Below are 23,557 nucleotides of genomic sequence, written 5' to 3'. Positions count from 1 at the left end.
GCCCCCGGCCACCAGGCAGGGCGACGCCAGCCGTGCTGCTGGCGTTGCTCCTGCCGCCAGACCCGATCGATCGCCTCCAGTGCGGCGGTGTCGTGGGGGTCCTGCCCGCCGTAGAGGAGACGGGTGAGCCGCTCAGGGTCGAATCCCATCAAGGCCGCTTCCTGCCAAAGGCGGCTGCTGCGGGCCTTATCGCCGAGGGCGAACTGGGCTCGATCGAGATCGCGCACCCATCGGAACAGCAATTGCCGCTCCTTGAGCGCATCCAGTCCGTCGAGCTCCGCCCCTGACGCCGAAACGCTGGCCGATTGCACCCCAACGCCGCGCTGTCGTGCCCGATCGAGCCCTGGGTCTGCGGTGGTCCGGATCATGCGATTGGCCATGGGGTCGTTCGAGCAAGCCTGCACTTGTGATAGATGCCATGGACGCCACCACCCTCTCCATCACATCAAACGTATCGATGGCTACGGTTTCTGAGCCAGGGTGGTGCCCGCCCCATCCCCGTGCCACGCCGGAGCTGTTGCCGCCACCGGGCAGTCCGGAACGCTGGCCCTGGCTTCAGCAGCTGCGCCGCCGGCCGAGTCTGGATCTTGAGCCCTGGTTGGTGGCGATTGAAACGGGCCGATTGCAGCCGGAGGCCGATCTTCTGGCCGTGTTGGCGGAACGCGTCGACGGCCAGGCCACGGTGCGCCTGCTGGCCTGGTGGTTGGCGGAGCCCAGCGCCGATCCGGAGTGCCTGTCCGTGATCGCTCGGTTGCGCCATCCCAGCTGTGCTGGGCTGCTGCGCCAGGCCCTGGCGACGGCTTCCTCCGACCGTCAGGAGCTGCTGGTGCCGCTGCTCGGCCATCAGCGGGATCCAGCTGATTTCAACCGGCTGCGCTCCCTGGCCCTCGAGCCAGGGCCGTTGCTGTTGCGCCGGGCAGCACTCGAGGGTCTGGCCCTGGGACTGCCGGCATGGCCCTCCGAATCCCTGCGGCAGGTGCTGCGGAGCTGCGCCGTTGATCTCGATCCCCTCCTGGCGGGGGCAGCCGTGGACCTTCTGGCCCGGCTGCCGCACGGCCGCCGCAGCCTGTCTCACCTCGATCCGTCGCGGCTGGACGGGGCCGTGGCCAGGCGGCGGCAGCGGCGCCTGGCCGGTCTGCGCCGCAGTGCCCTGCTGCTGGTCGTGCATGGACGGCGGGGGGGTGTGATCCCCGAGGAACTCGGCACCCTGGCCCGGGAGGTGGAGCGTCTGCGGGGCACCCCGGTGCATCTGCACGCCCTCACTGCAGACCCCTGCCCCGCGCCGGGCGACGGCGGGGACCTCACCCTGGTGCCCCTCTTCCTGCTGCCGGGCACCCATGTCCGCCACGACCTGGTTGCGGTTGCGGCCCGATGGCGAGGCCGCGGTGCCGTGGGTCGCGTGCCCTTCCTGGGGGCCTGGCCCTGCTGGCAGGAGGCCCTGCGTGAGGAGCTGGCCGAGCTGGCCGGTTCGGCTGCAGTGGGATCATCCCCTTGGCTCATCCATCACCCCATGGACGGCAAGCTGGGATCTCGGTATCTGCGGTATCTGGAGCGGAGTCTGGGGGTCCGTTGCCGGTCCGCTGTTGCCGATGGGCAGGAGCCGCTGCCGGCGATTGAGGACGGAGCGCCCGTGCTGCCGCTGGTCCTGGCTGCCAATCGCCTTACCGACAGTCTTCCGCAATGGCTCGGGCAGCCCCTGCTGCAGCGCTTCCGCTTCCGTCAGCTGCTGCTGACGCAGCTTGAGGCCCTGCCATGACCACGCCCCCCTCGCCGGGCACCGTCTATCTGGTGGGAGCTGGTCCGGGCGACCCCGAATTGCTCACCCTCAAGGCCCACCGGCTGCTGCGCTGCTGCGACGCCCTCGTCTACGACTCCCTGGTGCCGAAGGCCCTGCTCGATCTGGTGCCGGAGGGCTGCGAGCGGCAGTTCGTCGGCAAGCGCCGCGGCTACCACTCGGTGCCGCAGCCGAGCACCAATGCGGTGCTGGTGGAGCTGGCCGGTCGCCATCGCACGGTCGTGCGGCTCAAAGGGGGTGATCCCTTCCTGTTCGGTCGCGGCGGCGAGGAGGCGGCCCACCTGGCGGCCCGAGGCATCCCGGTGCAGGTGGTGCCCGGTGTCACGGCGGGGATCGCCGCCCCGGCCTATGCCGGCATTCCGGTGACCCACCGCCGGGCGGGCTCGAGCGTCACCTTCGTGACCGGGCACGAGGAGATTGACAAGGCGCGCCCCGGCGTCGACTGGCAGGGGCTGGCCCGCTGCAGTGACGGCCTGGTGATCTACATGGGCCTCCATAACCTCAGCCGCATCTGCAACGAGCTGATCGCCGGTGGCCTGGCGCCTGACACCCCGGCCGCCGTGATCCAGCAGGGCACGGTGCTGGGGCAGCGGGATCTGGTGGCCCCGTTGGGCGAGCTGGCCGATCGGGTGGCGGAGCAGGGGTTCGTGTCCCCCTCGATCGTGGTGGTGGGGCAGGTGGTGGCGGAACGGGTGGCGGCCTGCGCCCCCGCGCCGGCCGATGCCGAGATGCCGATTCCTTTCTGAGCATCAGCCCCGGCGCCGCTGTGTCGCTCGGGCCTCCCTTCGGCAAGACTGGTGGCTGAGGCCTGGACTGTCTGGGCTCGGCACCCTTCCAGCCATGCCCGCTCCCGTGTCCGCCACCCCAGCCATCACCACCCAGCTGGGAGACCAGGGACTGGGACAGCAGCCCTGGTGGGTGGAGCAATGGATGGAGCTGATCAACTCCTTCCGCTACAAGAAACGGCTGGAGCGCGCCTGGGCCTACGCCCGCGAGGGCAACGTCCTGTCGATCCGCTTCGAGGGGAGGCGGGTGCATGCCCGCGTGCAGGGCACCGAACCCGAGCCCTACAAGGTGAAGCTCTGGCTCGATGTGCTCAGCGAGGAAGACTGGGGCTACGTGCTCGAGGCACTCACCCAGAAGGCCCGCTGGTCGGCCCAGCTGCTGGCCGGCATCATGCCGCAGGACATCGAGCGCGCCTTCGCCGCCAGTGGCAAGCGCCTGTTTCCGTTCAAGCTGCAGGAGGTGCGCAGTGAATGCACCTGCCCGGACAAGGCCAACCCCTGCAAGCACACCAGCGCCGTCTACTACCTGATGGGGGATCGCTTCAGCGAGGATCCCTTCGTGCTGTTCCAGCTGCGGGGCCGCACCCGATCCCAGCTGCTGGCCGATCTGGCGGTGCGCCGCCGCAAGGCTCTGGCGGAACGGGCGGCGGCGCTGCGGGCCAGTGCTGCGGACGGCACTCCAGCCGGATCGCTCCCGGCCCCGGACGCCGGCCAGTCGCCCCATCCCACCCATCCAGCCATCGGGGATCCGAGCCGCTGGTGGCGCTACGACGCAGCCCTCGATCCGGATCTCGTGGTGATCACGCCGGCCCTGGAGGGGGACACGGGGCTCGATGCCGCCGGTCCGCTGCCCCTGGCGGAGGAACCCCGCTTCCCGGAGGCCAACCGTCGCTTCCTCGACCATCTGCGCAGCCAGGGCCAGGACAAGGCCAACCAGGCCATGGCCCTGGCCATGGGCGCCGGGGTTGCCGGTGGCTGAGCCGGATCTGCTGGCTGAGCCGCCCTCGGCGCTGGGTTCAGCGCTGGAGCCCGCCTGGTTGGCCGATCCCGTGCTGGAACGGGTGGCCTGGATCCTTGCCTCCCACCAGGCGGCCTTCGGTCGCCCCCTGATTCCGGCTGCGGCCAACCGGCGCCTGGCGGCCCAGGAGCTGTTCGTGGCCCCGGTGGTGGTGCTCGCCCATGACGATCCTGGTGAGGATCCGATCGGGCCGCGGCTGATCTATGCCAACGCCGCCGCCCTGCGGCTCTGGCGTCGCCCCTGGGCCACGATGGTGGGCCTGCCCTCGCGGCTCACGGCCGAGCCGGTGGCGCGGGCGGAGCGGGCCCGCGCTCTGCGGCAGGCCTGGCGCGACGAGGCGATCGCCCACTACAGCGGTGTGCGCATCGACAGCCACGGCCGCCGCTTCCAGATTCGCGGAGCCCGCCTCTGGACCCTGCGCGATGCCGCTGGCCAGCGCCGCGGTCAGGCCGCCTGTTTCGGCGATTGGTACTGGTTGTAGGAGGCTGGATTCAGCGCTGCGCCAGGCTGACGCCGAACAGCACCACGAAGGCGCTGAGCACGATCAGGCTGATGCGTGCCACCAGCAGTTGCAGGGTTCCGAACCGATCGGCAGGGGCCACCTGGCGGTCCTGCATCACCCGCAGGTTCATCCAGGCCAGCACGGGAGTGGTGAGGAACGAGACCACCATCGCCAGCTGGACCAGCGCTCCCATCGAACCGGGCCAGAAGGCGAGCACCGCGGCGGCTCCGACACCGTGCAGCACTATCCAGATGCCGTGATCCCGCCGGTCATGGACGGCGTGGCCGCGGAAGCCGCGCAGCAGCCGAAAGCCGGCGGAGGTGGAGCGGGGATAGCCGTCCAGGCAGGTGAGTGTGGTGCTGAACATCGTGGTGAAGGCCGCGATTGCGATCACCGGATAGGCCCAGCCACCGAGGCTGGCGGTGTAGAGGGTGATCAGCTGCTGGGCAAAGCGCGCGCCGCTGGGGGAGAACGCCTGCCCGGTGCCGTGCATCACCCAGGCGCCCAGCAACAGAAACAGCACCGCCATCGCCACCGTGAGCAGGTAGCCGAGGTTGAAGTCGGCTTCCACTTCGGCGCGGGAGCCGCGATGGCCCGAGTCGTCCTGCCGCGCGAAGATCCACAGCGACGACCAGGCCGCCAGATCGAGCGGGCAGGGCATCCAGCCCATCAGGGCCACCAGGAACGGCAGGGCCGTCAGGCTCCAGGGACTGGGGCTGAACAGGTCGGCGTTGCCGGCGACCGGTCCCCGGCCCAGCACGGCCAAAGCTGCCACCACCGTGCTGATCGTGAGCAGCAGCACGATGCCCTTGCTGAGTCGATCGAGGCTGCGGTAGTGGCCGAGCAGCAGCACGGCCACGCAGACCCCCACGATCAGCAGGGCCAGCCCCGCCGGCGTGCTCAGCCCACCGGGCAGGTTCATCGGCACCATGCTGGTGGCCAGGCTGCCGCAGACGGAGGCCACCGCCGCGATATTGGCCACGCCGGTGGCCAGGGTGATCAGCAGAAACAGGGGCAGGTACCAGGGCCGCTGGCGCTGATAGCCCTCCAGCAGGCTCAGCCCGGTGACGGCCGTGAACCGGCTGCCCACCAGCAGGAAGGGGTACTTGAACAGGTTGGCCAGCAGCACGAAACCCAGCAGGCCGAGGCCGAAGCGGGCTCCCGCCTGGGTGGAGGCCACCAGGTGAGACCCGCCGATGGCGGCGCCGGCCAGCAGGATGCCGGGCCCCAGGCTCTGCCGAAAGCCCTTGACGGTGAGCGGCCTGCCCGGTTTCGGGGCCGCCTGCGACTGGTCGTTCGGATCCGGCGGTCCGGCTTCGCCTGCCACCATTGTGATGACGCCCCCAGGGTGCGCTCCAGCTTGGCGGCGCCTTGGCCGGCTGGCATCGAGGGCTGACCGAGAGCTCGCCCCATGCCGCCAGCCGAAGGGCCGGTTTGCCTACAGTTCTGGCCCCCGGAGGAGACGATCATGAGCGTTGTCGCACCGCCGCGCCTGAGCCTCCAGTGCGAGGTGATCGCCGCCGATACCACCACGATCCGCTCCCTCGACTGGGATCGCAGCCGTTTCGATATTGAGTTCGGTCTGCGCAATGGCACCACCTATAACGCCTTCCTGGTGCGGGGAGAGCGCACGGCCCTGATCGACACCAGCCACCTCAAATTCGCCGACACCTGGCTGCCGCTGCTCGAGCAGGAGATTGATCCTCTGGCGATCGATCATCTGATCGTGTCCCATACCGAGCCAGACCATTCCGGCCTGATCGGCCATCTGCTCGACCGCAATCCCGAGATCGAGATCGTGGCCTCCAAGGTGGCGATCCAGTTCCTTGAAGACCAGGTCCACCGCCCGTTCCGCAGCCGTGCCGTGAAGAGCGGTGACACGCTCGATCTGGGTACCAATTCCGCCAGCGGGATTCAGCACCGCTTCGACTTTCTCAGTGCTCCCAACCTGCACTGGCCGGACACGATCTTTTCCTTCGATCACGGCACCGGTATCCTCTACACCTGCGACGCCTTCGGGCTGCATTACTGCAGCCAGGAGCTGTTCGACAGCGATCCCGGCGCCATCGCCCCGGATTTCCGTTTTTATTACGACTGCCTGATGGGGCCGAACGCCCGCAGCGTGCTGCAGGCGCTCAAGCGCATGGAGGGGTTGCCGGAGATCACCACGATTGCCGTGGGCCATGGCCCCCTGCTGCGCCAGCACCTCAGCCTCTGGGTGGGTGACTACCGCGACTGGAGCAGCCAGCGCAGCAAGGGGGAGGCTTATGCCGCTGTCTGTTATCTGAGCCAGTACGGTTTCTGCGATCGGCTCAGCCAGGCGATCGCCCGTGGCATCGGCAAGGCCGAGGCCCAGGTGCAGCTGGTGGATCTGCGTGCCACCGATGCCCAGGAACTCACTGCGCTGATCGGCGAGGCCAGTGCTGTGGTGGTACCCACCTGGCCAGCCGCGCCCGACGCTGAACTTCAGGCCCAGGTGGGCACCCTGCTGGCGGCCCTCAAGCCGAAGCAGTGGGTCGCCTGCTACGACGCCTACGGCGGCAACGACGAGCCGATCGACACGGTCGCGGCCCAGCTGCGCAGCCTCGGCCAGAAGAGCGCCTTCGATCCGCTGCGCATCCGTCAGGTGCCGGACGGCCAGGATTACCAGCGCTGCGAGGAGGCCGGCACCGATCTGGGCCAGCTGCTGACCCGCGAGAAGACGATCGCGGCCATGAAGAGCCTTGACGGCGACCTCGACAAAGCGCTTGGCCGCCTTTCAGGAGGCCTCTATGTGGTGACGGCACGCCAGGACGATGCCGAGGGCGGCAGCCGCAGTGGTGCGATGGTGGCCAGCTGGGTGAGCCAGGCGAGTTTTGATCCCCCGGGGCTCACCGTGGCGGTGGCCAAAGACCGCGCCATCGAGGCCCTGATGCAGGTGGGCGACCGCTTCGTGCTCAACATCCTGCGGGAGGACAACCACCAGGTGCTGCTGCGCCATTTCCTCAAGCGCTTCCCCCCCGGTGCCGATCGCTTCGCCGGCGTCACCACCCTGGACGGCGTCGCCGCTGGCGGCCCGGTGCTCGGCGATGCACTGGCCTACCTCGGCTGCCGCGTTGTTCAGCGGATGGAGGGTCCGGATCACTGGATCATCTACGCCGCCGTGGAGCAGGGCACCGTCTCCGATCTGGAGGCCTCCACCGCCGTGCACCACCGCAAGGTGGGCAACCACTATTGAAGTGGGGCAAGGGGGGCCCAAGCCCACCCATGCCTCAGCCTTTGATCGTGTAGACCCCCTCCGCGTTGACCTGAAGGATGAACACGGGCACCTTCAGTCGGTTGCCGGTGATCGGGTCGATCGTGATGGTGCCGGTCGCCCCCTGGTAGTTGCGGGTCTGCAACAGCGCATCAAGGGCAGGCTCAAACCGGTTGCTGCCGGCCTGCTCCATGGCTTCGGCCAGCACCTGCAGGGAGTCGTAGGTGAAGGTGCCCCAGACGCCAGGGGTGCGATCGAAACGCTGCTCATAGGCCTTCACGTAGACCTTGGCCGTGGGTAACTGGGCGGCTTCAGGGGTACCGCTGAACACAAGGGACTGGGCCTCCTCCAGCCCGGCCAGCTTCACAAAGGCCGGATCCACGTTGGCCAGACCCATGAAGCGCTGGGCGTCGCTGCCACTGGCGGCCAGCCCTTTGGCGATGACACTGCCCTCCGGGAAATAGGTGCTCACGTAAACCAGGCCGGGGTCACTGGCCAGGGCCTGCTGGATCGCGGCGCTGTAGTCCTCGGCCCCCGGGGTGATGCTGAATCGCTCCACGTCCACCCCATTTGCCCTGAGGGCCGCCTCAAGCCGATCCGCCATCCCCGTGGTGAAGGTGGAAGGATCCACCAGCATCGACACCGTCTTGAGGGCACCACGAAAAATCGGCCTTGTCGCGACCATTGGCCAATGCCGACGCCGGCCAGTACATGAGTCTCAATCGCTGCTTCCAAGGTAAATCGGTATTTTTCGTGGTGCCCTTGATGCCCTGGGAGAGGATGTAGGCCTCCTCCACCGGAGCGATCTGGCTGTTCTTGGGCTGCACGGTGACACCCTCGCCATCGGTGTCATCCGTGGACGTGAGATGTACAGGAACGATCTCATTCTCGAGGTAGTAGGGCAGGTTGAGGATGCCCACGCCGGAGTTGTAGGGGCCGATCACCGCATCGGCCCCCAGGCGCTTGAGCTTCCGGGCCACGGGCAAAGCCCGCTCCGGATCGGCCCTGTCGTCGGCCTTCACCAGCTCGATCGGGCGTCCCAGAATTCCGCCCTCGAGATTCAGCTCCTCAGCTGCCAGTTTGGCGCCGCGCCACATGTCGCGCCCATTGGCTTTCTGGGAGCCGCTCAGCGGGGCCTCCAGACCAATCACGATCGGCTCCTGATCGGACGACAGTCCACCACCGTTTGAATCAAGCCCGTAGCCAAACCCGGCCAGAATGGATGCAACGGGATTGCCTGCCAGCTGCAGTTCGATGAACAACGGTTCCATGCACGGCCCTGCCCGGATGGCCGACCTTACCCATGGCCTTGGGACAGCACCATCAGTCAGTGGTGTCAACCCAGGCGGGATTGAGATCGTCGCCCCTCCTTAGAGTCACCGCCACCGGTACGGCGAAGCATGGGCGCGAGTGACGCAGAACGCCGGGTGATCCAGCTGGCGATCGAACCCGGTCTGGTCTGCCTGCGGGGGCTCAGTCCCAAGCGGCTGCGCTTCGAGGTGGAGTACGGCCTGGAGCGGGGCACCAGCGCCAACAGCTTTCTGTTCACCGCCGGAACCACCGCGACTGGCCAGCCGGTACCGCCGGTGCTGGTCCATCCGCCCGGGGAATCCTTCGCCGCCCCGTTCCTGGAGCAGTTGGCCGGGTTGGTGCCTGCCGAGGCGGCCCTGAAGGTGGTGGTGGGTCACGTCAACCCCAACCGGGTGAGCCTGCTGCGGCGCCTGGCCAGCCAGTGGCCCCAGCTGATGCTGGTGGCCTCCAATACCGGTGCCAAGCTGCTGGCGGAGCTGTGGGACCAGCGCAAACCGGCCCCTCCGGGCATCACCCAGCCCGAACCGGTGATTCCCCCCCTGCCCGCCATCGATGTGGTGAAGCAGGAGGCGACCCGTCCGCTTGGGGATGGCCATGAGCTCACCTTGATCCCCACCCCCACGCCCCGCTGGCCTGGGGCCCTGATCGCCTTCGAGCAGAAGACCGGCCTGCTGATGAGCGGCAAGTTCTTCGCCGCCCACCTCTGCAGCGAGGTGTTGGCCGAAAGCGACCGCAACAGCACCGAGGAAGACCGCCGCTATTACTACGACTGCCTGATGGCGCCGATCGCCCGCCAGGTGGAGGTCGTGGTCAACCGGCTGGATGAGCTGCCGATCCGCACCATCGCCCCCGGCCACGGACCCGCCATCGCCGAGAGCTGGCGCAGCCTGCTGGCCGATTACCGCCGCTGGGGCGAAACCCAGGACCGCGCCAGGCTGTCGGTGGCCCTGCTGTTCGCCAGCGCCTATGGCAACACCGCCGCCATCGCCGATGCCCTGGCCCAGGGGGTGGGACGCACCGGCGTGCGCGTCGAGAGCATCAACTGCGAATTTGCGCCCGCTGACCAGCTGCTCTCCGCCATCCGCTCCTGTGACGCAGTCCTGATCGGTTCCCCCACCCTGGGGGGGCATGCGCCCACGCCGATTGTGTCGGCTCTGGGCACCCTGCTGGCGGAGGGGGATCGGGCCAAGCCGGTGGGGGTGTTCGGCAGCTTCGGCTGGAGTGGTGAGGCGCTCGATCTGCTCGAGAGCAAGCTGCGCGATGGCGGCTTCCAGTTCGCCTTCGAGCCGATCAAGGTCAAGTTCAGTCCCGATGCCGCCACGATCAAAACGATCGAGGAAACCGGAACGGCCCTGGGCCGCAGCCTGCTGGTGGAGCAGCGCCGCAGCCAGCGCCGCAGCGCCGCCGGTGGTCTGAGCGAAAGCCGCAGCGATCCGGCGGTGCTGGCCCTGGGCCGGTTGGTGGGCTCCCTGTGTGTGCTCACCACCCGAAAGGGGGAGGGGGAGACGCGCCTGAGCGGGGCGATGGTGGCCAGCTGGGTGAGCCAGGCCAGCTTCTCGCCGCCCGGTCTCACGGTGGCGGTGGCACGGGACCGGGCCCTGGAGAGCCTGCTGCACGTGGGCGATGGCTTTGCGCTCAACGTGCTGGCGGCGGGCCGGCAGAGCGGCCCGATGAAGCAGTTTCTGCAGCCGTTCCCGCCGGGAGCGGATCGCTTCGCCGGCCTGGAGCTCCAGGAGAGTCCTGGGGGCTATCCGGTGCTGCCGGAGGCGCTGGCCTGGCTGGAGGGCAGGGTGAAGCAGCGGATGGAGTGCGGCGACCACTGGCTGGTCTATGCCGAGCTCAGCAGTGGCGGCCTGCTGGATCCCACGGGAGTCACGGCCGTCCACCAGCGCCGGAGCGGGGCCAACTACTGAGGGGGCCGCAGGAGGCAGCCCCTCGCCAACACTGTTCGCGCTCTAACCCGAAGTGGTTATGACTTCGTGTAAGCTCTGTAGAACGGTGGGCCCGGTCTCCATCCCTCTCGCGTTCGATCCTGATCGGGTTGATCCTTCCGGGTCCTTTTCTGCCGCGCTCCATCCTCTGCGTTTTTCCGTCATGGATCTGTCCAACCCCTCCACCCAGGCCAACCTCGAGGCTGCCTTCGGCGGTGAGAGCATGGCCAACCGCAAGTATCTCTTCTTCGCCGATGTGGCCAAGCAGCTGGGCCATGCCGAGCTGGCGAAGCTCTTCCGCGACACGGCCAATCAGGAAACCGAGCATGCCTTCGCCCATTTCCGCCTGCTCCATCCCGAGCTGGTGGTGGCCGATCCCGCCGGCCTGAGCGAGGAGCAGAAGCAGGCTGTGCTGGCCCGCTGCCTGGAGCTGGCGATCGAGGGCGAAACCTACGAGTACACCACCATGTACCCGGGGTTTGAGGCCCAGGCCCGTGTGGATCGCGATGCCGATGCCGCGGCTGAATTCCAGGACCAGATCGACGAATCCGAGGAACACGCCGGCATCTTCCGCAAGGCGGCCAGCAACTTCGGCCTGCTCACGCCGATCGAGCACCACCATGCCGACCGTTATGGCGTTGCCCTCGAAGCGCTGCAGGGCAAGGGCCAGGCCGGCGAGACGGCCCCGCTGCCCGGGCTGTGGATCTGCAAGGTGTGTTCGATGATCTACGACCCTGTCAAAGGGGATCCCGATTCCGGAATCGCCGCCGGCACCCCCTTCGAGGCCATCCCAGACGACTGGACCTGCCCGATCTGCGGCACCCGCAAGGCCAATTTCATCCCTTATCGCGAGCCCGAACTGCTGGCGGCCTGAGTCATCGGCGATGGGTCGAGGCTCGGCTCAGTACACCTGGATGGAAGCCTCTGTTCATCCAGGTCGCTTCATCATGGGCAATAGTGCTTCTGATTTCTTCATCCCAATGTGACGTGCTTGACCCGTAATCCGATACATCCGCGACCAATGCACAGGCGGTTGTTGCTTCACGATGGCGTTGTAACGCTCTTTAGGGCGTTGTGTGTGCGCGGAGTGGCAACTCCGAGGCCGCTCCGCCGCATCAGTGCTGTCGTCAATGGCTCCAGTCATCCGGGACAACGTGGTGGTGCGCTATCGAGGATTCGTGCTGATTCCGATGGTTCCAGCCGGTTGGCTGGTGCGTCCTGAGCGCAGCCCGATGGTGGTTCTTCCCTTCCGGTTTCCTGCCGCGTCACTCGATCAGCTGAAGGCAGAGATCGACGGGCGCCTCCTGGATCAGAGCCTGGCTGCTGATCAGGGCTTCGCAGCCTGAGCCGGCTCAGCAGGCGAGCCGCCCATCAGTCGTGGGCAAGTTCCCGACCTGAGCTGGTTCGTGCCAGTTCTCAGGGCGGGATGGATCGTGTCTTGTCCTCGCCCTCAGGCGGCCTGAGGGGGTGGAGGGGTGGAGCCCCCGACCTGGAACGGCAGGACCAGGGTGGCCCAGTGATCGGGCCGAGTCGGCCGGAGACGGCGGGGTTGGCGCACACCGAAGGGAACCCGCACCACGTTGGTGCCATCGCTGCGGGTGGTGGCTTCGCTGCCGCTGCTGCGGTTGATGCTGGGGAGAGGGGGCAGGGAGGGGCCCGGCACCGCCTCGGACTCAGGGCGGTTCAGGGCGCGCAGCGAGCGCCCTGAGTTGGTCTGAGTCCCCCAGCCGTCTTCGCTGTTGCCTCCGCTACCCATGGAACTGGCCCCGAAACGACGCAATGATGCGCTATTACGCCAAAAGATGTAACCCCTCGAACGATCAGGAGGCCAGTTCCTCAACTGTCGGGCAGGTGCACACCAGATGGCGATCGCCGTAGGCGTTGTCGATCCGGGAGGCAGCCGGCCAGAACTTGTTCTCCCGTTGCTGGGGGCCGGCCGGAAAGGCCGCCTGGCTGCGGCTGTAGGGCCGCTCCCAGCTGTCGGCGGTCACCACGGCCAGGGTGTGGGGCGCGCGCTTGAGCGGGTTGTCGAGCCGGTCGGCGTCGCCGCTCTCGATCGCGGCCGCCTCGGCGCGGATCGCCACCATGGCGGCGCAGAAGCGGTCGATCTCCGCCAGCGCCTCGCTTTCGGTGGGCTCCACCATCACCGTGCCGGCCACGGGCCAGCTCACGGTGGGGGCATGGAAGCCGTAGTCCATCAGCCGCTTGGCCAGGTCGTCGACCTCCAGCCCGATCGAGCGTTTCAGTGGCCGCAGGTCGAGGATGCATTCATGGGCGACGCGGCCGTTGGCACCGCGGTAGAGCACCGGGAAATGGGAATCCAGTCGCTCGGCGATCAGGTTCGCCGCCAGCAGGGCCACCTGGCTGGCGCGGCGCAGGCCGGCTCCTCCCATCATCCGGATGTACATCCAGCTGATCGGCAGGATGCCGGCGCTGCCCCAGGGGGCGGCGCTCACCGGGCCGATCGCGGCTGTGCCGCCGCAGGCCGCCAGGGGATGGCCGGGCAGAAACGGCACCAGATGGGCCGCCACGCCGATCGGGCCCACGCCGGGTCCACCGCCGCCATGGGGAATGCAGAAGGTCTTGTGGAGGTTGAGGTGGCAGACGTCGGCGCCGTAGAGCCCCGGCTTGCACAGCCCCACCTGGGCGTTGAGGTTGGCGCCGTCGAGATAGACCTGGCCGCCGTGCTCATGCACCAGGTCACAGATGCGGCGGATGCCGGTCTCGAACACACCGTGGGTGGAGGGATAGGTGACCATCAGGGCCGCCAGCTCGCCGGCGTGGACCGAGGCCTTGGCCTCCAGGTCGGTGAGGTCGATATTGCCGTCGGAGTCGCAGGCGACGGCCACCACCCGCAGACCCGCCATCACCGCACTGGCCGGGTTGGTGCCGTGGGCGCTGGTGGGAATCAGGCAGACGTTGCGGTGCTGCTCGCCGCGGCTGGCATGCCAGGCCCGGATCACCAGCAGTCCGGCGTATTCCCCCTGGGAGCCGGCATTGGGCTGCAGCGACACCCCGGCGAAGCCCGTGATCGCCGCCAGCCAGCGCGCCAGGTCGTCCACCAGCCGGCGGCTGCCGGCCAGCTGCTCGGCCGGTGCGAACGGATGGAGCTGGCTGAAGGCGGGCCAGCTGACCGGCGCCAGTTCCGCCGCGGCGTTCAGCTTCATGGTGCAGCTGCCCAGCGGGATCATGCCGTGCACCAGGGAGAGATCCTTGCTGGCGAGGCGCTGGATGTAGCGGAGCAACTCCGTTTCGCTGCGGTAGCAGTGGAACACCTCCTGGGTCAGCCAGGGGCGGTGGCGCAGGGGCAGATCCGGCAGCAGGCTGGCGAGCGCAGGGGGCTCAGGGTTGCCGGTTGTGCCGGGGCTGGCCGTGGCCTGGCCTGGCTTGGTGGCGGAGGCCTCCGCCGGCATGGCTGGTGTGGCGGCCGCATCCGGATCGGCCAGGGCGGCCAGCAGGCGCTCGACTTCAGCCTCGCTGCTGAGCTCATCGAGGCTGATGGCCACGGCTGGCATGGCTCCTGTCGGCGCGGCCCCTGACGCCACACCGCTGCCGTCGATGCCGGCCCGCAGGTTGAAGCCGGCTCCGGCCGCCCGAGCCATCAGGGCGTCGGCGTCGGGACTGTGCACCACCAGGGTGTCGAAGCCGGTGCCGGGGTCCGGCGGCAGGCCGGCTGCGCTCAGGCCCTCGGCCAGACGGGCGCGCAGCGTCACGATCCGCCGGGCGATCGCGGTGAGCCCTTCGGGGCCGTGGTGCACGGCGTAGAAGCTGGCCATCACCGCCAGCAGCACCTGAGCGGTGCAGATGTTGCTGGTGGCCTTGTCGCGGCGGATGTGCTGTTCACGGGTCTGCAGCGCCAGCCGCAGGGCCGGCCGGCCCTCCGCATCGAGCGACTGTCCCACCAACCGGCCGGGAATCTGGCGTTTGTAGGCGTCGCGGGTGGCGAAGAAAGCGGCGTGGGGGCCGCCGCCCATCATCGGAACACCGAAGCGCTGCAGGCTGCCCACGGCGATGTCCGCCCCCAGGTCGCCGACCGGCTCCAGCAGCACCTGGGCCAGCGGATCGATCGCCACGGTGCTGATCACCCCCGCCGCCCGGGCGGCGGCCAGCAGGGCCGTGGGGTCCCAGAGGTGGCCGTCGCTGCCGGGCAGCTGCAGCACCAGTCCGAAGACATCGGCTGCGAAGAGATCGGCCAAGAAGAGATCAGCTGCGAGCGCTGATGACCCGTCACCCCGCCAGCCTGCCGCGTCGATCAGCTCCAGGCGGATGCCGAGCGGTTCGGCCCGCGTCTGCAGCACCGCCAGGGTCTGGGGCAGCACGGCCCGGTCCACCAGGAAGCGGTGGGCCTCCGGTCGCTTGCAGACCGCCAGCGCCAGGGCCATCGCCTCGGCGGCGGCGGTGGCCTCATCCAGCAGCGAAGCGTTGGCGATCGGCAGCCCGGTGAGCTCGCTCACCAGGGTCTGGAAGTTGAGCAGGGCTTCGAGGCGGCCCTGGGCGATCTCCGCCTGATACGGGGTGTAGGCGGTGTACCAGCAGGGGTTCTCCAGCACGTGACGCTGGATCAGAGCCGGCGTGGCCGTGGCGTGATAGCCCAGGCCGATCAGGCTGCGATGCATCTGATTGGCCGCGGCGATCGCTGCCAACTCCTTCAGGGCCTCGGCTTCGCCGCAGCCGGTCGGCAGGCCTTCGGAGGCCTCCGCCTCCTGCAGCAGGATGTCGGCCGGCACCACGGAGGCCGTCAGCGCGTCCAGGCTCGGCAGGCCGAGCTCCTCGAGCATGCGCTGTTGCTCCCAGGGCCCCGGACCGAGATGACGCTCCAGGAAGTCCGTGCTCACCGCAGCTGCGCCCAAGGTCGGGCGGGATCCTAGGGAGGCTCGCCAGCTCCCTTGCAGGCTCAGGCGCCTTCCACCTTGGCCCGGTAGCTGGGGGCTTCCAGCAGGGCGTCCAGCTCACCGCGATCGGAGGGACGCACCACCAGCAGCCAGCCCTCTCCGTAGGGATCGTTCTGCAGTTCCTCCGGGCTGGCCAGCACTGCCTCGTTGCGCGCCTCCACCACACCGCTGATCGGCGCCATCAGATCTTCCACCGCCTTGACCGATTCGACGCTGCCGAAGCTCTCGCCCCGCTTCAGGGATGCCCCCACCTCGGGCAGCTCCACGAAGACGATGTCGCCGAGTTGGTCGATGGCGAAGGCGCTCAGTCCAAGCCGCAGCTGGTCGCCTTCGCCGCGCACGTATTCGTGGCTGTCGGCGTAGCGGCAGTCGTCGGGGAAGTGGAGTGCCATGGCCGGAGGCGGGGCTGTGCAGGCTCAGTCTGGAGGAGGGCAGCGCCCGCCGGTGCTGGCGCCGGTTGTGGTTACTCGGGAATCAGGTCGTTCGCCTTCAGGGCCGCCAGGGCCCGCTCCAGGGCGATGGCCACGTGGGCGTGGTGGGTGCCTCCCTGGGTGTAGAGCACGTAGGGCTCCCGCAGGGGACCATCGGCTGAAAACTCGCTGGTGCTGCCGTCGATGAAGGTGCCGCCGGCCATCACCAGCTCGCTGGCATAGCCGGGCATCGGCGCCGGCACCGGATCGAGATAGGCCCCCACCGGTGAGGCGGCCTGGAAAGCGCGGCAGATCTGCCGCAGCCGATCGGGATCCCCCAGCCGCACCGCCTGAATGATGTCGCTGCGGCTGGCTCCGGGGCCGGGGTTGGTGGCGTAGCCCAGTTCGGCGAACACCGTGGCCACCAGATCGGCGCCGATCAGCGCCTCGCCCACCATCTGCGGGGCCAGGAACAGGCCCTGGAAGAGCAGACGGTGCAGGTCGAAGCCGCTGCCGCCCTCGCTGCCGATGCCCGGCGCTGTGAGGCGGCAGCAGGCCTGCTCCACCAGATCGGCGCGGCCGGCCACGTAGCCGCCGCTGGGGGCGATGGTGCCGCCCAGGTTCTTGATCAGGGAGCCGGCGATCAGATCCGCTCCCACCGCCGTTGGCTCCTGCTCCTGCACCAGCTCGCCGTAGCAGTTGTCCACGAAGCACACCACGCCGCTCTGGAGGGCCTTGACCCGTTCGCAGAGCCGGCCGATCTCCGCCACGTCCAGCGAAGGCCGCCAGCTGTAGCCGCAGCTGCGCTGGATCAGCACCATGCGGGTGGGCAGGGCCAGGGCCTTCGCCAGCCGATCGGTGTCCACCCGTCCATCCGGGGTGAGGGCGAGTTCGTCGTAGGTGATGCCGAACTCGGCCAGCGATCCCTGGCCGCTGCCTCGGATGCCGATCACCTCCTCGAGGGTGTCGTAGGGGCGGCCGGTGAGGGCCAGCAGTCGATCACCAGGGCGCAGCACGCCGAACAGGGCCGCGGCGATGGCGTGGGTGCCGCTCACGAACTGCAGCCGCACCGCGGCCGCCTCCGCCTGCAGCACCCTGGCGAAGACCCGATCCAGAACCTCCCGGCCCAGATCACCGTGGCCATAGCCGCTCACCGAGGCGAAGTGCTGCACTCCCAGTCCTTCCGCCGCAAAGGCCTCCAGCACCCGTTCGAGGCGGGGACGCACCCCAGCCGTGCGGGCCGCCATCTGGGGGGCGATGCGCTGCAGGGCGGTCTCCACCCGCTGCCGGGCCCAGTCCCGCTGGGCAGCGCTGGGCTTGGCGGCGGGCAGGCCCATCGGCGAACGGTGCATCGGCAGGCCCCATGCTGCCGCCCGTTAGATTTCTCTAGCTGCATTGGCTACAGAACGGAGAAGCCAAGGCACCAGACACCCGGAGAGTTCCTTGGTTTCCAGTCCAGAAGCATTGAGTTCAGTGCCCAACGCGCCGCGATCCGGTGAGCCCGTGCTGGTTCACAGTGTTGATCCCGCCGACGGGGCTGAAGCCCTCAGCACCGCCCATCGCGAGCGCAAGGAGGCCCGCATCCGCGCCGCCCTGGCGGCCCGGCGCCTGCCGCTGCCGCCGCGGCAACGCAAGTTCAAGCTCGGCACCACCGGTTTCATGCTGGCCATCCATGTGGGGGCCGTGTTTGCCCTGCTGCCGCAGTTCTGGAGCTGGCAGGGGCTGGCGGCGCTGGCCTTGCTCTATTGGGTCACGGTGCTGGGCGTCACCCTGGGTCTGCATCGCCTGGTGGCGCACCGCAGCTTCGTGGCGCCCCTCTGGCTGGAGCGCACCCTGGTGCTGATGGGCACCCTGGCCTGCCAGAGCGGCCCGATCGAATGGGTGGGTCTGCATCGCCATCACCACAAGTTCTCCGACCAGCCCAACGACCACCACGACGCCGCCCGCGGCCTCTGGTGGGCCCACAGCGAATGGATGCTGCACGAGATTCCGGCGGTGCAGCACGTGGCCCGCTTCACCGGCGATCTGCAGCGCGATCCCTTCTATCGCTGGCTCGACCGCTGGTTCCTGCTGCTGCAGCTGCCCCTCGGGGCGGCTCTGTATTGGTACGGCGAAAGGGCCGGCGTGCGGGGCGGTGGCCTGGGCCTGGTGCTCTGGGCGATTCCGCTGCGCCTGGTGCTCGTGTATCACGTCACCTGGTTGGTGAACTCGGCCACCCATGCCTTCGGCTATCGCAACTTCGATTGCCCGGATCTGTCGCGCAACTGCTGGTGGGTGGCGCTGCTCAGCTTCGGCGAGGGCTGGCACAACAACCACCACGCCCATCCCCACTCCGCCCGCCACGGCCTGCGCTGGTTCGAGTTCGACATCACCTGGCAGCACATCAAGTTGCTACGGGCCTTCGGCTGGGCGCGACGCGTCCGTGTGGCCCACTACCGGGCCTGAAGCCTCAGCTGCCGCCGCGCTGCCTGTTCCTTCAGGCTTCGCCTGATCCTCTCTGCGGCCCTGGCATCGCCCCAAGTTCCCTCCGGATCGCCGCCGCCAGGTCGAGGGAATGGCCGTTCATTCCGAGCCGTTGCTGCCGGGCCCTGTCGCGCAGGAGCTCCAGGAACTGATCGGCGCTCAGCTCCTGCTCTCCCGCCACCCCCAGCGCCGCCAGAGTGCGACGCAGATCGGGCAGTTCGGCATCCAGTTCGCTGGCGTTGTAATCGCTCTGGCCGGCCATCACCTCCGCGAAGCGTTCGCGCCGCTGGCGACGGGCCACCGGATAGGCCTCCAGGAGCAGCGTGCGGCACTGCCGCCACGGCTGGCCAGCGGTGAACAGCCCTGCCAGGGCGGCACTGAGGCCGGCGGCCTCGGCATCGGCGATCCGCAGGTCAAAGGCCGGCGGCGGCTGGCGCACGCCCACGAACACCTCCAGCAGCTCCCCGGGGCCAAGCACACCGCCGTGGGGATCGGTCACGGGCTGGGCGGACACCGCCAGCGCCTCCAGGGCTTCGGGGGTGTCCAGCAGCAACTGGCGCAGTTCGGCGGTGAGCGGTTGCCCGGGTGGCTGGGCAGCCAGCCACTGGTTGACGCTGCCGAGGGCGAGAAACACCTCCGGCCCGGGGGAGGCGAGCTTGCCGTTGCGCAGCATCGAGATCTGGGAGTTGTGCACCTTGCCCAGATCGAGGGCCTCGGCCAGGCCCGGCAAGACGCGGTGACTCCAGTCGTTGCGCTCATGCCACACCTTGATCAGATGGGCGAAGGCGGCGCGGCCCGCACCGAGCTTGTCTCGATAGCCCACTTGCTGATCAGGATCCGTATTGCTACCATCTTATCGATTGATCAGGAGCCGGTCCGTTATGACCGCCACAGCTACACGTTCTCCGGTCGCCGCGGCTGCCGCCTCTGCTGCCGGTCTGCGCAGCCACCAGGCGGCGTCCGTCGCCGCGGTGGATGCCCTGCAGCGCTCCGCCCGGCTGCGTCGCCCCCGCCGCGGTGAGCCCACCCCGGAAATTCCGAGTGGCCGCAGCTGGGTCACCATCGGCTTCATGGCGACGATCCACGTTCTGGCCCTGGTGGCCCTGTTGCCTCGCTTCTGGAGCGTGCCCGCCGTGGCCTCGCTGGTGGTTCTCTACTGGGTCACCGCCTGCCTGGGCGTGACGATCGGCTACCACCGGCTGCTCAGCCATCGGGCCTTCCGCGTGCCCCAGTGGCTGGAACGCTTCTTCGCCACCTGTGGCGCCCTCAGCTGCCAGCACGGCCCGATCGACTGGGCGGGTCTGCACCGTCACCACCACAAGTTTTCCGATACGGATGCGGATCATCACAACAGCCACCGTGGCTTCTGGTGGAGCCACATGGGCTGGATGTTCAAGGAGATCCCGGCCATGGGAGCCGTGCCTCGGCTCACGGGTGATCTCGCTGCCGATCCCTACTACCGCTGGCTGAACAACTGGTTCCTGGCCCTGCAGCTCCCCCTGGCCGGCCTGCTGTTCTGGATCGGCACCGTCACCGGTGCCGGCGGCTGGGCCCTGGTGCTCTGGGGCATCCCCCTGCGTCTGGTGCTCGTCTATCACGCCACCTGGCTGGTCAATTCCGCCACCCATTGCTGGGGTCGCGTCAGCCATGCCAGCGGCGATGCCTCCCGCAACAACCCCTGGGTGGCGGCGCTCACCTTCGGTGAGGGCTGGCACAACAACCACCATGCCTTCCCCCATTCGGCCCGCCAGGGTCTGGAGCCCGGTCAGATCGATCTCACCTGGGAGCACATCCGCCTGATGCGGGCCCTGGGCCTGGCCACCAAGGTGCGGCTGCCCAAGGCGGCCCTCGGCGGCCCCACCCTGGCGGATGCCCAGGAGCGGGGTGCGGTCGGTGGCGTAGGTTGAACAATCGGTTTTCGTCAGAGCGTCGGTTTCGAATCCATGGCCAAGCGCGTACAAGTCGTACTGAACGAGGACGTCCTCAGCCTGGGCAAGGACGGCGATCTCGTGGATGTGGCCCCCGGCTACGCCCGTAACTTCCTCCTTCCCACCGGCAAGGCCATCCCCGTGACCCCCGCGGTGATGCGTCAGGTGGAGGCCCGCCGGGCCAAGGAGGCCGAGCGCCAGGCCGCCCTCAAGGCCGAGGCGGAAGCCTTCCGCACCGCCCTGGCCACGATCGGCCGCTTCACGATCAAGAAGCAGGCCGGCAACGACGATGTGATCTTCGGCACGGTGACCAACGGCGATGTGGCCGAGGCCATCGAAGCCGCCACCAAGAAAGAGGTGGACCGCCGCCACATCCTGGTGCCCGAGATCCATCGCACCGGCTCCTACAAGGTGCAGGTGAAGCTCCACCACGACGTCACCGCCGAGCTCAATCTCGAAGTGGTCAGCTACTGATCGCTGCGGCGACCATGGCTGCCGCCAACGTCACGCCGTCGGGGCCTTCGGGCCTTGACGGCGTTGTGGTGTGGGCCGTCTACGGTGCTGTTGTCACACCCTCCCATTGCCGCCGATGGTGAGCGCGCCTCCGATTCCCAGCGATGCGGCCGATCCTGGCCCGCGCCGCCGCGCCCGGGCCGCCGCAGAGGCGAGCTTCGAGGCGCTGCCCGATTCGGTGCCACCCCAGAACCTGGAGGCCGAGGAAGCCGTTCTGGGCGGCATTTTGCTCGATCCCGATGCGATCGGCCGCATCGCTGACGTGGTGCAGCCGGAGGCGTTCTACCTGGGTGCCCATCGCGAGATCTACCGCACCGCCCTGATGCTGCACAGCCAGGGCAAGCCCACCGACCTCACCGCCATGGCGGCCTGGCTGGCGGACACAGGCCACCTGGAGAAGGTGGGCGGCAGCGGACGGCTGGTGGAGCTGGTGGAGCGCACCCTCTCCACCGCCTCGATCGACCAGGTGGCACGCCTGGTGATGGACAAGTACCTGCGCCGCCAGCTGATCAAGTCGGGAAATGAGGTGATCCGGCTCGGCTTCGAACAGAGCAAGCCGATGGAGCAGGTGCTCGATGAGGCTGAGCAGAAGATCTTCGCGATCAGCCAGCAGAAACCCAGCGCCGGCCTCACCCCCACCGCCGAGATCCTCACCAGCACCTTCAACGAGATCGAGAGCCGCTCCCTGGGCACGGCCGTGGCCGGTATCCCAGTCAACTTCTACGACCTCGACGCCATGACCCAGGGGCTGCAGCGCAGTGACCTGATCATCGTGGCCGGCCGCCCCGCCATGGGCAAGACCGCCATCACCCTGAATCTGGCCAAGAACGTGGCCCAGCTCCACAACTTGCCGGTGTGCGTGTTCTCGCTGGAGATGAGCAAGGAGCAGCTCACCTACCGGCTGCTGGCCATGGAGGTGGGCATCGAGAGCGGTCGTCTGCGCACCGGCCGCCTGCAGCAGGAGGAGTGGCCGCTCTTGGGGCAGGGCATCAACACCCTGGGCCAGATGCCGATCTTCATCGACGACAAGCCCAATGCCGGCGTGCTCGAGATGCGTTCCCTCTGCCGCCGTTTGATGGCCGAGAGCGGCAAGGAGCTAGGTCTTGTGGTGATCGACTACCTCCAGCTGATGGAGGGATCGGGTTCCGATAACCGCGTCCAGGAACTCTCCCGTATCACCCGCGGCCTCAAGCAGATGGCCCGCGAGCTCAACGTGCCGGTGGTGGCCCTCTCCCAGCTCAGCCGTGGGGTGGAGTCACGCACCAACAAGCGGCCGATGCTCAGCGACCTGCGGGAATCGGGCTCGATCGAGCAGGACGCCGACCTGGTGCTGATGATCTACCGCGACGAGTACTACAACCCCGATACGCCCGATCGTGGCATCACCGAAGTGATTGTGACCAAGCACCGCAACGGGCCGGTGGGAACGGTGAAGCTGCTGTTCGAGCCGCAGTTCACCCGCTTCCGCAATCTGGCGGCCTGATTCAGTTGCATGTGCTGGTGCGTCTGCTGGTGTGCCGCTGCGAATCAGGTCGCCAGATTCACCCTGGTCTGAGATGTTGACGCGCCTTGGAGCGAGGTCGTCATCGAGCCATGTCGCGGGGCAATCAAGCGGCCCTGAAAAGGCCGGATTCGACTCGTCAAGATTTTCCCGAATTCTATGTAATGATTCTGGTCACCTGCGTCACAGGAGCTGTAGTCAAGGCTTGAGCTGAATCTGAGAGGCTGGGAGCGGCGCTTGCCGGAAAGCCAACAGCCCACAGACAAGGAGTATTCGGATTGACTGGTATCGTGGTAAGCTGCCAAAGAGTAAATTATATGAAAGCAAAGGGGTGCCAAGCGACAGATCAGAGATTGAAGACTGTTTTGAATTTATCAAGACAAAACAGGACCAAGGGTATGACCTGATTTTCTTCCCGAATCCAGGAAACTCTGGAGACGCAGTCATTGCATGCGCAACAATACAGCAACTTGAGAAGCGCAGGATTCGATGCACGCTTGCAAGGAGCGGTATGCAGCATAAGCCGAGTAATTACTATATTTATAGTGGCGGCGGTAATCTCGTTCCTTTCTATGCCGATGCCGCCAAGGTGCTGGCAAGCTTGTCAAGGCAAAAGGCGGGTTTGTGTGTGCTCCCTCATAGCTGCTTTGGTGTCGACAGCGTCCTTCAGCTCTATGAAGGGGATCTTACGATATTTGCCAGAGAGGCCACGACTCAACACTATTTACGGAGCCTAGATGCTCGGCATCTTACGATCAAGATAGACCATGATATTGGTTTATCCTTGGACATGGAAGACCCTCGTCTTGCAATGCCGAGAACTTTTAACGCCTTGTATGGCAATGCAGGCAGAGGGCAGTCACTTTGTATTCTGCGAAATGATTGCGAATCCGTAGCCAATCCCTTGCTTGCAGGCAAAAATAGCATAGACATATCAAACCTTTGGCCTAAGGGATTCCCCAGCAGGGGCTTTGGAGTGACGTATCTTGATGCTCCCTTGGTATTTAATTGCGTGTCGTGGTTTCTCTCGCTGCTGGCGCCCGCTGCAGTGATCCATACGGATAGATTGCATGTCGGCATCGCAGCAGCACTGCTTGGCAAAGAGGTTTATTTGTACGATAACTGCTACAAGAAGATTAGCGCCGTGTATGAATTCTCATTGAAAAATAGGCCCGGCTTGAATATTAGACTAGGTTGAGATCTTTCAGGATTTTCGGTAATGCTGGGATGGTCACTTCAGGCGGAGCTCCCTTCGGAAACGATCGATCTGGCT

General features: G+C 67.5%; 22 protein-coding genes. 14 read left to right on the top strand and 8 right to left on the bottom strand.

Translation table 11 applies throughout. The annotated features are described in order from the left end of the window. Window positions 1-32: 32 nt before the first annotated feature. From VB777_RS01325 to VB777_RS01305, 5 genes are all read left to right on the top strand, one after another. Complete coding sequence (locus VB777_RS01325) at window positions 33-287, top strand: hypothetical protein (protein ID WP_323246555.1); 255 nt, start codon at window positions 33-35, stop codon at window positions 285-287. A gap of 170 nt (window positions 288-457) precedes the next feature. Next, window positions 458-1,756: a hypothetical protein gene (locus VB777_RS01320; RefSeq protein ID WP_323246553.1), complete on the top strand. Its 1,299-nt coding sequence runs from the start codon at window positions 458-460 to the stop codon at window positions 1,754-1,756. Next, window positions 1,753-2,541: a uroporphyrinogen-III C-methyltransferase gene (cobA, locus tag VB777_RS01315; RefSeq protein WP_197157675.1), complete on the top strand. Its 789-nt coding sequence runs from the start codon at window positions 1,753-1,755 to the stop codon at window positions 2,539-2,541. The genes VB777_RS01320 and cobA overlap by 4 nt, the downstream gene beginning before the upstream one ends. A 184-nt stretch (window positions 2,542-2,725) precedes the next feature. Beyond that, the gene (locus VB777_RS01310) at window positions 2,726-3,559 is read left to right on the top strand and encodes an SWIM zinc finger family protein (protein ID WP_416238292.1); all 834 of its coding nucleotides are present in this window, start codon (window positions 2,726-2,728) and stop codon (window positions 3,557-3,559) included. Further along, entirely contained in the window at window positions 3,552-4,079 is a 528-nt protein-coding gene (locus VB777_RS01305; protein WP_323246549.1) for an MEKHLA domain-containing protein, read from the top strand. Before VB777_RS01310 ends, VB777_RS01305 begins: the two co-directional genes overlap by 8 nt. Before the next feature lie 10 nt (window positions 4,080-4,089). Here the strand turns inward: VB777_RS01305 and VB777_RS01300 are convergent, their stop codons facing one another. Beyond that, on the bottom strand, window positions 4,090-5,430 hold the full coding sequence (locus VB777_RS01300; protein ID WP_323246547.1) for an NRAMP family divalent metal transporter: 1,341 nt from the start codon (window positions 5,428-5,430) through the stop codon (window positions 4,090-4,092). A gap of 138 nt (window positions 5,431-5,568) precedes the next feature. Between VB777_RS01300 and VB777_RS01295 the strand changes: the two genes are divergently transcribed. After that, window positions 5,569-7,317, top strand: a complete 1,749-nt coding sequence (locus tag VB777_RS01295; protein ID WP_323246545.1) for a diflavin flavoprotein — start codon at window positions 5,569-5,571, stop codon at window positions 7,315-7,317. 34 nt (window positions 7,318-7,351) lie between these two features. Here the strand turns inward: VB777_RS01295 and VB777_RS01290 are convergent, their stop codons facing one another. Further along, entirely contained in the window at window positions 7,352-7,966 is a 615-nt protein-coding gene (locus VB777_RS01290; protein WP_323246543.1) for an ABC transporter substrate-binding protein, read from the bottom strand. Then, entirely contained in the window at window positions 7,923-8,606 is a 684-nt protein-coding gene (locus VB777_RS01285) for an ABC transporter substrate-binding protein (RefSeq protein ID WP_323246541.1), read from the bottom strand. Before VB777_RS01285 ends, VB777_RS01290 begins: the two co-directional genes overlap by 44 nt. A gap of 129 nt (window positions 8,607-8,735) precedes the next feature. On the opposite strand from VB777_RS01285, the gene VB777_RS01280 reads away from it, so the two are divergent. From VB777_RS01280 to VB777_RS01270, 3 genes are all read left to right on the top strand, one after another. Then, complete coding sequence (locus VB777_RS01280) at window positions 8,736-10,559, top strand: diflavin flavoprotein (protein WP_323246539.1); 1,824 nt, start codon at window positions 8,736-8,738, stop codon at window positions 10,557-10,559. A 181-nt stretch (window positions 10,560-10,740) separates the two neighbouring features. Continuing rightward, window positions 10,741-11,451 carry a rubrerythrin family protein gene (locus VB777_RS01275; protein WP_323246537.1) on the top strand — a complete coding sequence of 237 codons (711 nt, stop codon included), beginning with the start codon at window positions 10,741-10,743 and terminating at the stop codon, window positions 11,449-11,451. Window positions 11,452-11,707: 256 nt separating this feature from the next. After that, window positions 11,708-11,923: a hypothetical protein gene (locus VB777_RS01270; RefSeq protein WP_197157663.1), complete on the top strand. Its 216-nt coding sequence runs from the start codon at window positions 11,708-11,710 to the stop codon at window positions 11,921-11,923. A 104-nt stretch (window positions 11,924-12,027) separates the two neighbouring features. On the opposite strand, the gene VB777_RS17345 is transcribed toward VB777_RS01270, so the two are convergent. The 4 genes from VB777_RS17345 to VB777_RS01250 all read right to left on the bottom strand — a co-directional run bounded on the left by VB777_RS17345 (window position 12,028) and on the right by VB777_RS01250 (window position 17,231). After that, the gene (locus VB777_RS17345; RefSeq protein WP_231598237.1) at window positions 12,028-12,225 is read right to left on the bottom strand and encodes a hypothetical protein; all 198 of its coding nucleotides are present in this window, start codon (window positions 12,223-12,225) and stop codon (window positions 12,028-12,030) included. 172 nt (window positions 12,226-12,397) lie between these two features. After that, complete coding sequence (gcvP, locus tag VB777_RS01260) at window positions 12,398-15,412, bottom strand: aminomethyl-transferring glycine dehydrogenase (protein ID WP_323246535.1); 3,015 nt, start codon at window positions 15,410-15,412, stop codon at window positions 12,398-12,400. Window positions 15,413-15,471: 59 nt separating this feature from the next. After that, the gene (gene gcvH, locus VB777_RS01255; protein WP_197157659.1) at window positions 15,472-15,861 is read right to left on the bottom strand and encodes a glycine cleavage system protein GcvH; all 390 of its coding nucleotides are present in this window, start codon (window positions 15,859-15,861) and stop codon (window positions 15,472-15,474) included. Between the two features lie 71 nt (window positions 15,862-15,932). Next, a complete protein-coding gene (locus VB777_RS01250; RefSeq protein ID WP_323246533.1) occupies window positions 15,933-17,231 on the bottom strand; it encodes an aminotransferase class I/II-fold pyridoxal phosphate-dependent enzyme in 1,299 nt (432 codons plus the stop codon). A 229-nt stretch (window positions 17,232-17,460) separates the two neighbouring features. On the opposite strand from VB777_RS01250, the gene VB777_RS01245 reads away from it, so the two are divergent. Further along, complete coding sequence (locus VB777_RS01245) at window positions 17,461-18,324, top strand: acyl-CoA desaturase (RefSeq protein WP_323246582.1); 864 nt, start codon at window positions 17,461-17,463, stop codon at window positions 18,322-18,324. A gap of 31 nt (window positions 18,325-18,355) precedes the next feature. Here the strand turns inward: VB777_RS01245 and VB777_RS01240 are convergent, their stop codons facing one another. Beyond that, entirely contained in the window at window positions 18,356-19,165 is an 810-nt protein-coding gene (locus VB777_RS01240; protein ID WP_197157656.1) for a hypothetical protein, read from the bottom strand. A 58-nt stretch (window positions 19,166-19,223) separates the two neighbouring features. Between VB777_RS01240 and VB777_RS01235 the strand changes: the two genes are divergently transcribed. The 4 genes from VB777_RS01235 (at window position 19,224) to VB777_RS01220 (ending at window position 23,482) form a co-directional block, all read left to right on the top strand. Next, window positions 19,224-20,249, top strand: a complete 1,026-nt coding sequence (locus tag VB777_RS01235) for an acyl-CoA desaturase (protein WP_322757860.1) — start codon at window positions 19,224-19,226, stop codon at window positions 20,247-20,249. A 36-nt stretch (window positions 20,250-20,285) separates the two neighbouring features. Next, entirely contained in the window at window positions 20,286-20,744 is a 459-nt protein-coding gene (gene rplI / locus VB777_RS01230) for a 50S ribosomal protein L9 (protein WP_197157652.1), read from the top strand. Between the two features lie 115 nt (window positions 20,745-20,859). After that, on the top strand, window positions 20,860-22,266 hold the full coding sequence (gene dnaB, locus VB777_RS01225; RefSeq protein WP_323246529.1) for a replicative DNA helicase: 1,407 nt from the start codon (window positions 20,860-20,862) through the stop codon (window positions 22,264-22,266). A 349-nt stretch (window positions 22,267-22,615) separates the two neighbouring features. Beyond that, complete coding sequence (locus VB777_RS01220) at window positions 22,616-23,482, top strand: polysaccharide pyruvyl transferase family protein (protein ID WP_323246527.1); 867 nt, start codon at window positions 22,616-22,618, stop codon at window positions 23,480-23,482. Window positions 23,483-23,557: the final 75 nt, after the last annotated feature.

It is taken from the genome of Synechococcus sp. CCY9202, from assembly GCF_034931685.1.
Taxonomy (GTDB): Bacteria; Cyanobacteriota; Cyanobacteriia; order PCC-6307; family Cyanobiaceae; genus CBW1002.
This window is presented reverse-complemented; position numbering and strand designations above follow the sequence as displayed.

Bases quoted from the DNA above. Each gene is read 5' to 3' on its own strand.
- VB777_RS01320 (WP_323246553.1), top strand. From the start codon at position 458: ATGGCTACGGTTTCTGAGCCAGGGTGGTGCCCGCCCCATCCCCGTGCC.
- cobA (WP_197157675.1), top strand. From the start codon at position 1,753: ATGACCACGCCCCCCTCGCCGGGCACCGTCTATCTGGTGGGAGCTGGT.
- VB777_RS01310 (WP_416238292.1), top strand. From the start codon at position 2,726: ATGGAGCTGATCAACTCCTTCCGCTACAAGAAACGGCTGGAGCGCGCC.
- VB777_RS01300 (WP_323246547.1), bottom strand. From the start codon at position 5,430: ATGGTGGCAGGCGAAGCCGGACCGCCGGATCCGAACGACCAGTCGCAG.
- VB777_RS01295 (WP_323246545.1), top strand. From the start codon at position 5,569: ATGAGCGTTGTCGCACCGCCGCGCCTGAGCCTCCAGTGCGAGGTGATC.
- VB777_RS01285 (WP_323246541.1), bottom strand. From the start codon at position 8,606: ATGGAACCGTTGTTCATCGAACTGCAGCTGGCAGGCAATCCCGTTGCA.
- VB777_RS01280 (WP_323246539.1), top strand. From the start codon at position 8,736: ATGGGCGCGAGTGACGCAGAACGCCGGGTGATCCAGCTGGCGATCGAA.
- VB777_RS01275 (WP_323246537.1), top strand. From the start codon at position 10,741: ATGGATCTGTCCAACCCCTCCACCCAGGCCAACCTCGAGGCTGCCTTC.
- VB777_RS01270 (WP_197157663.1), top strand. From the start codon at position 11,708: ATGGCTCCAGTCATCCGGGACAACGTGGTGGTGCGCTATCGAGGATTC.
- gcvH (WP_197157659.1), bottom strand. From the start codon at position 15,861: ATGGCACTCCACTTCCCCGACGACTGCCGCTACGCCGACAGCCACGAA.
- VB777_RS01250 (WP_323246533.1), bottom strand. From the start codon at position 17,231: ATGCACCGTTCGCCGATGGGCCTGCCCGCCGCCAAGCCCAGCGCTGCC.
- VB777_RS01235 (WP_322757860.1), top strand. From the start codon at position 19,224: ATGACCGCCACAGCTACACGTTCTCCGGTCGCCGCGGCTGCCGCCTCT.
- rplI (WP_197157652.1), top strand. From the start codon at position 20,286: ATGGCCAAGCGCGTACAAGTCGTACTGAACGAGGACGTCCTCAGCCTG.
- dnaB (WP_323246529.1), top strand. From the start codon at position 20,860: ATGGTGAGCGCGCCTCCGATTCCCAGCGATGCGGCCGATCCTGGCCCG.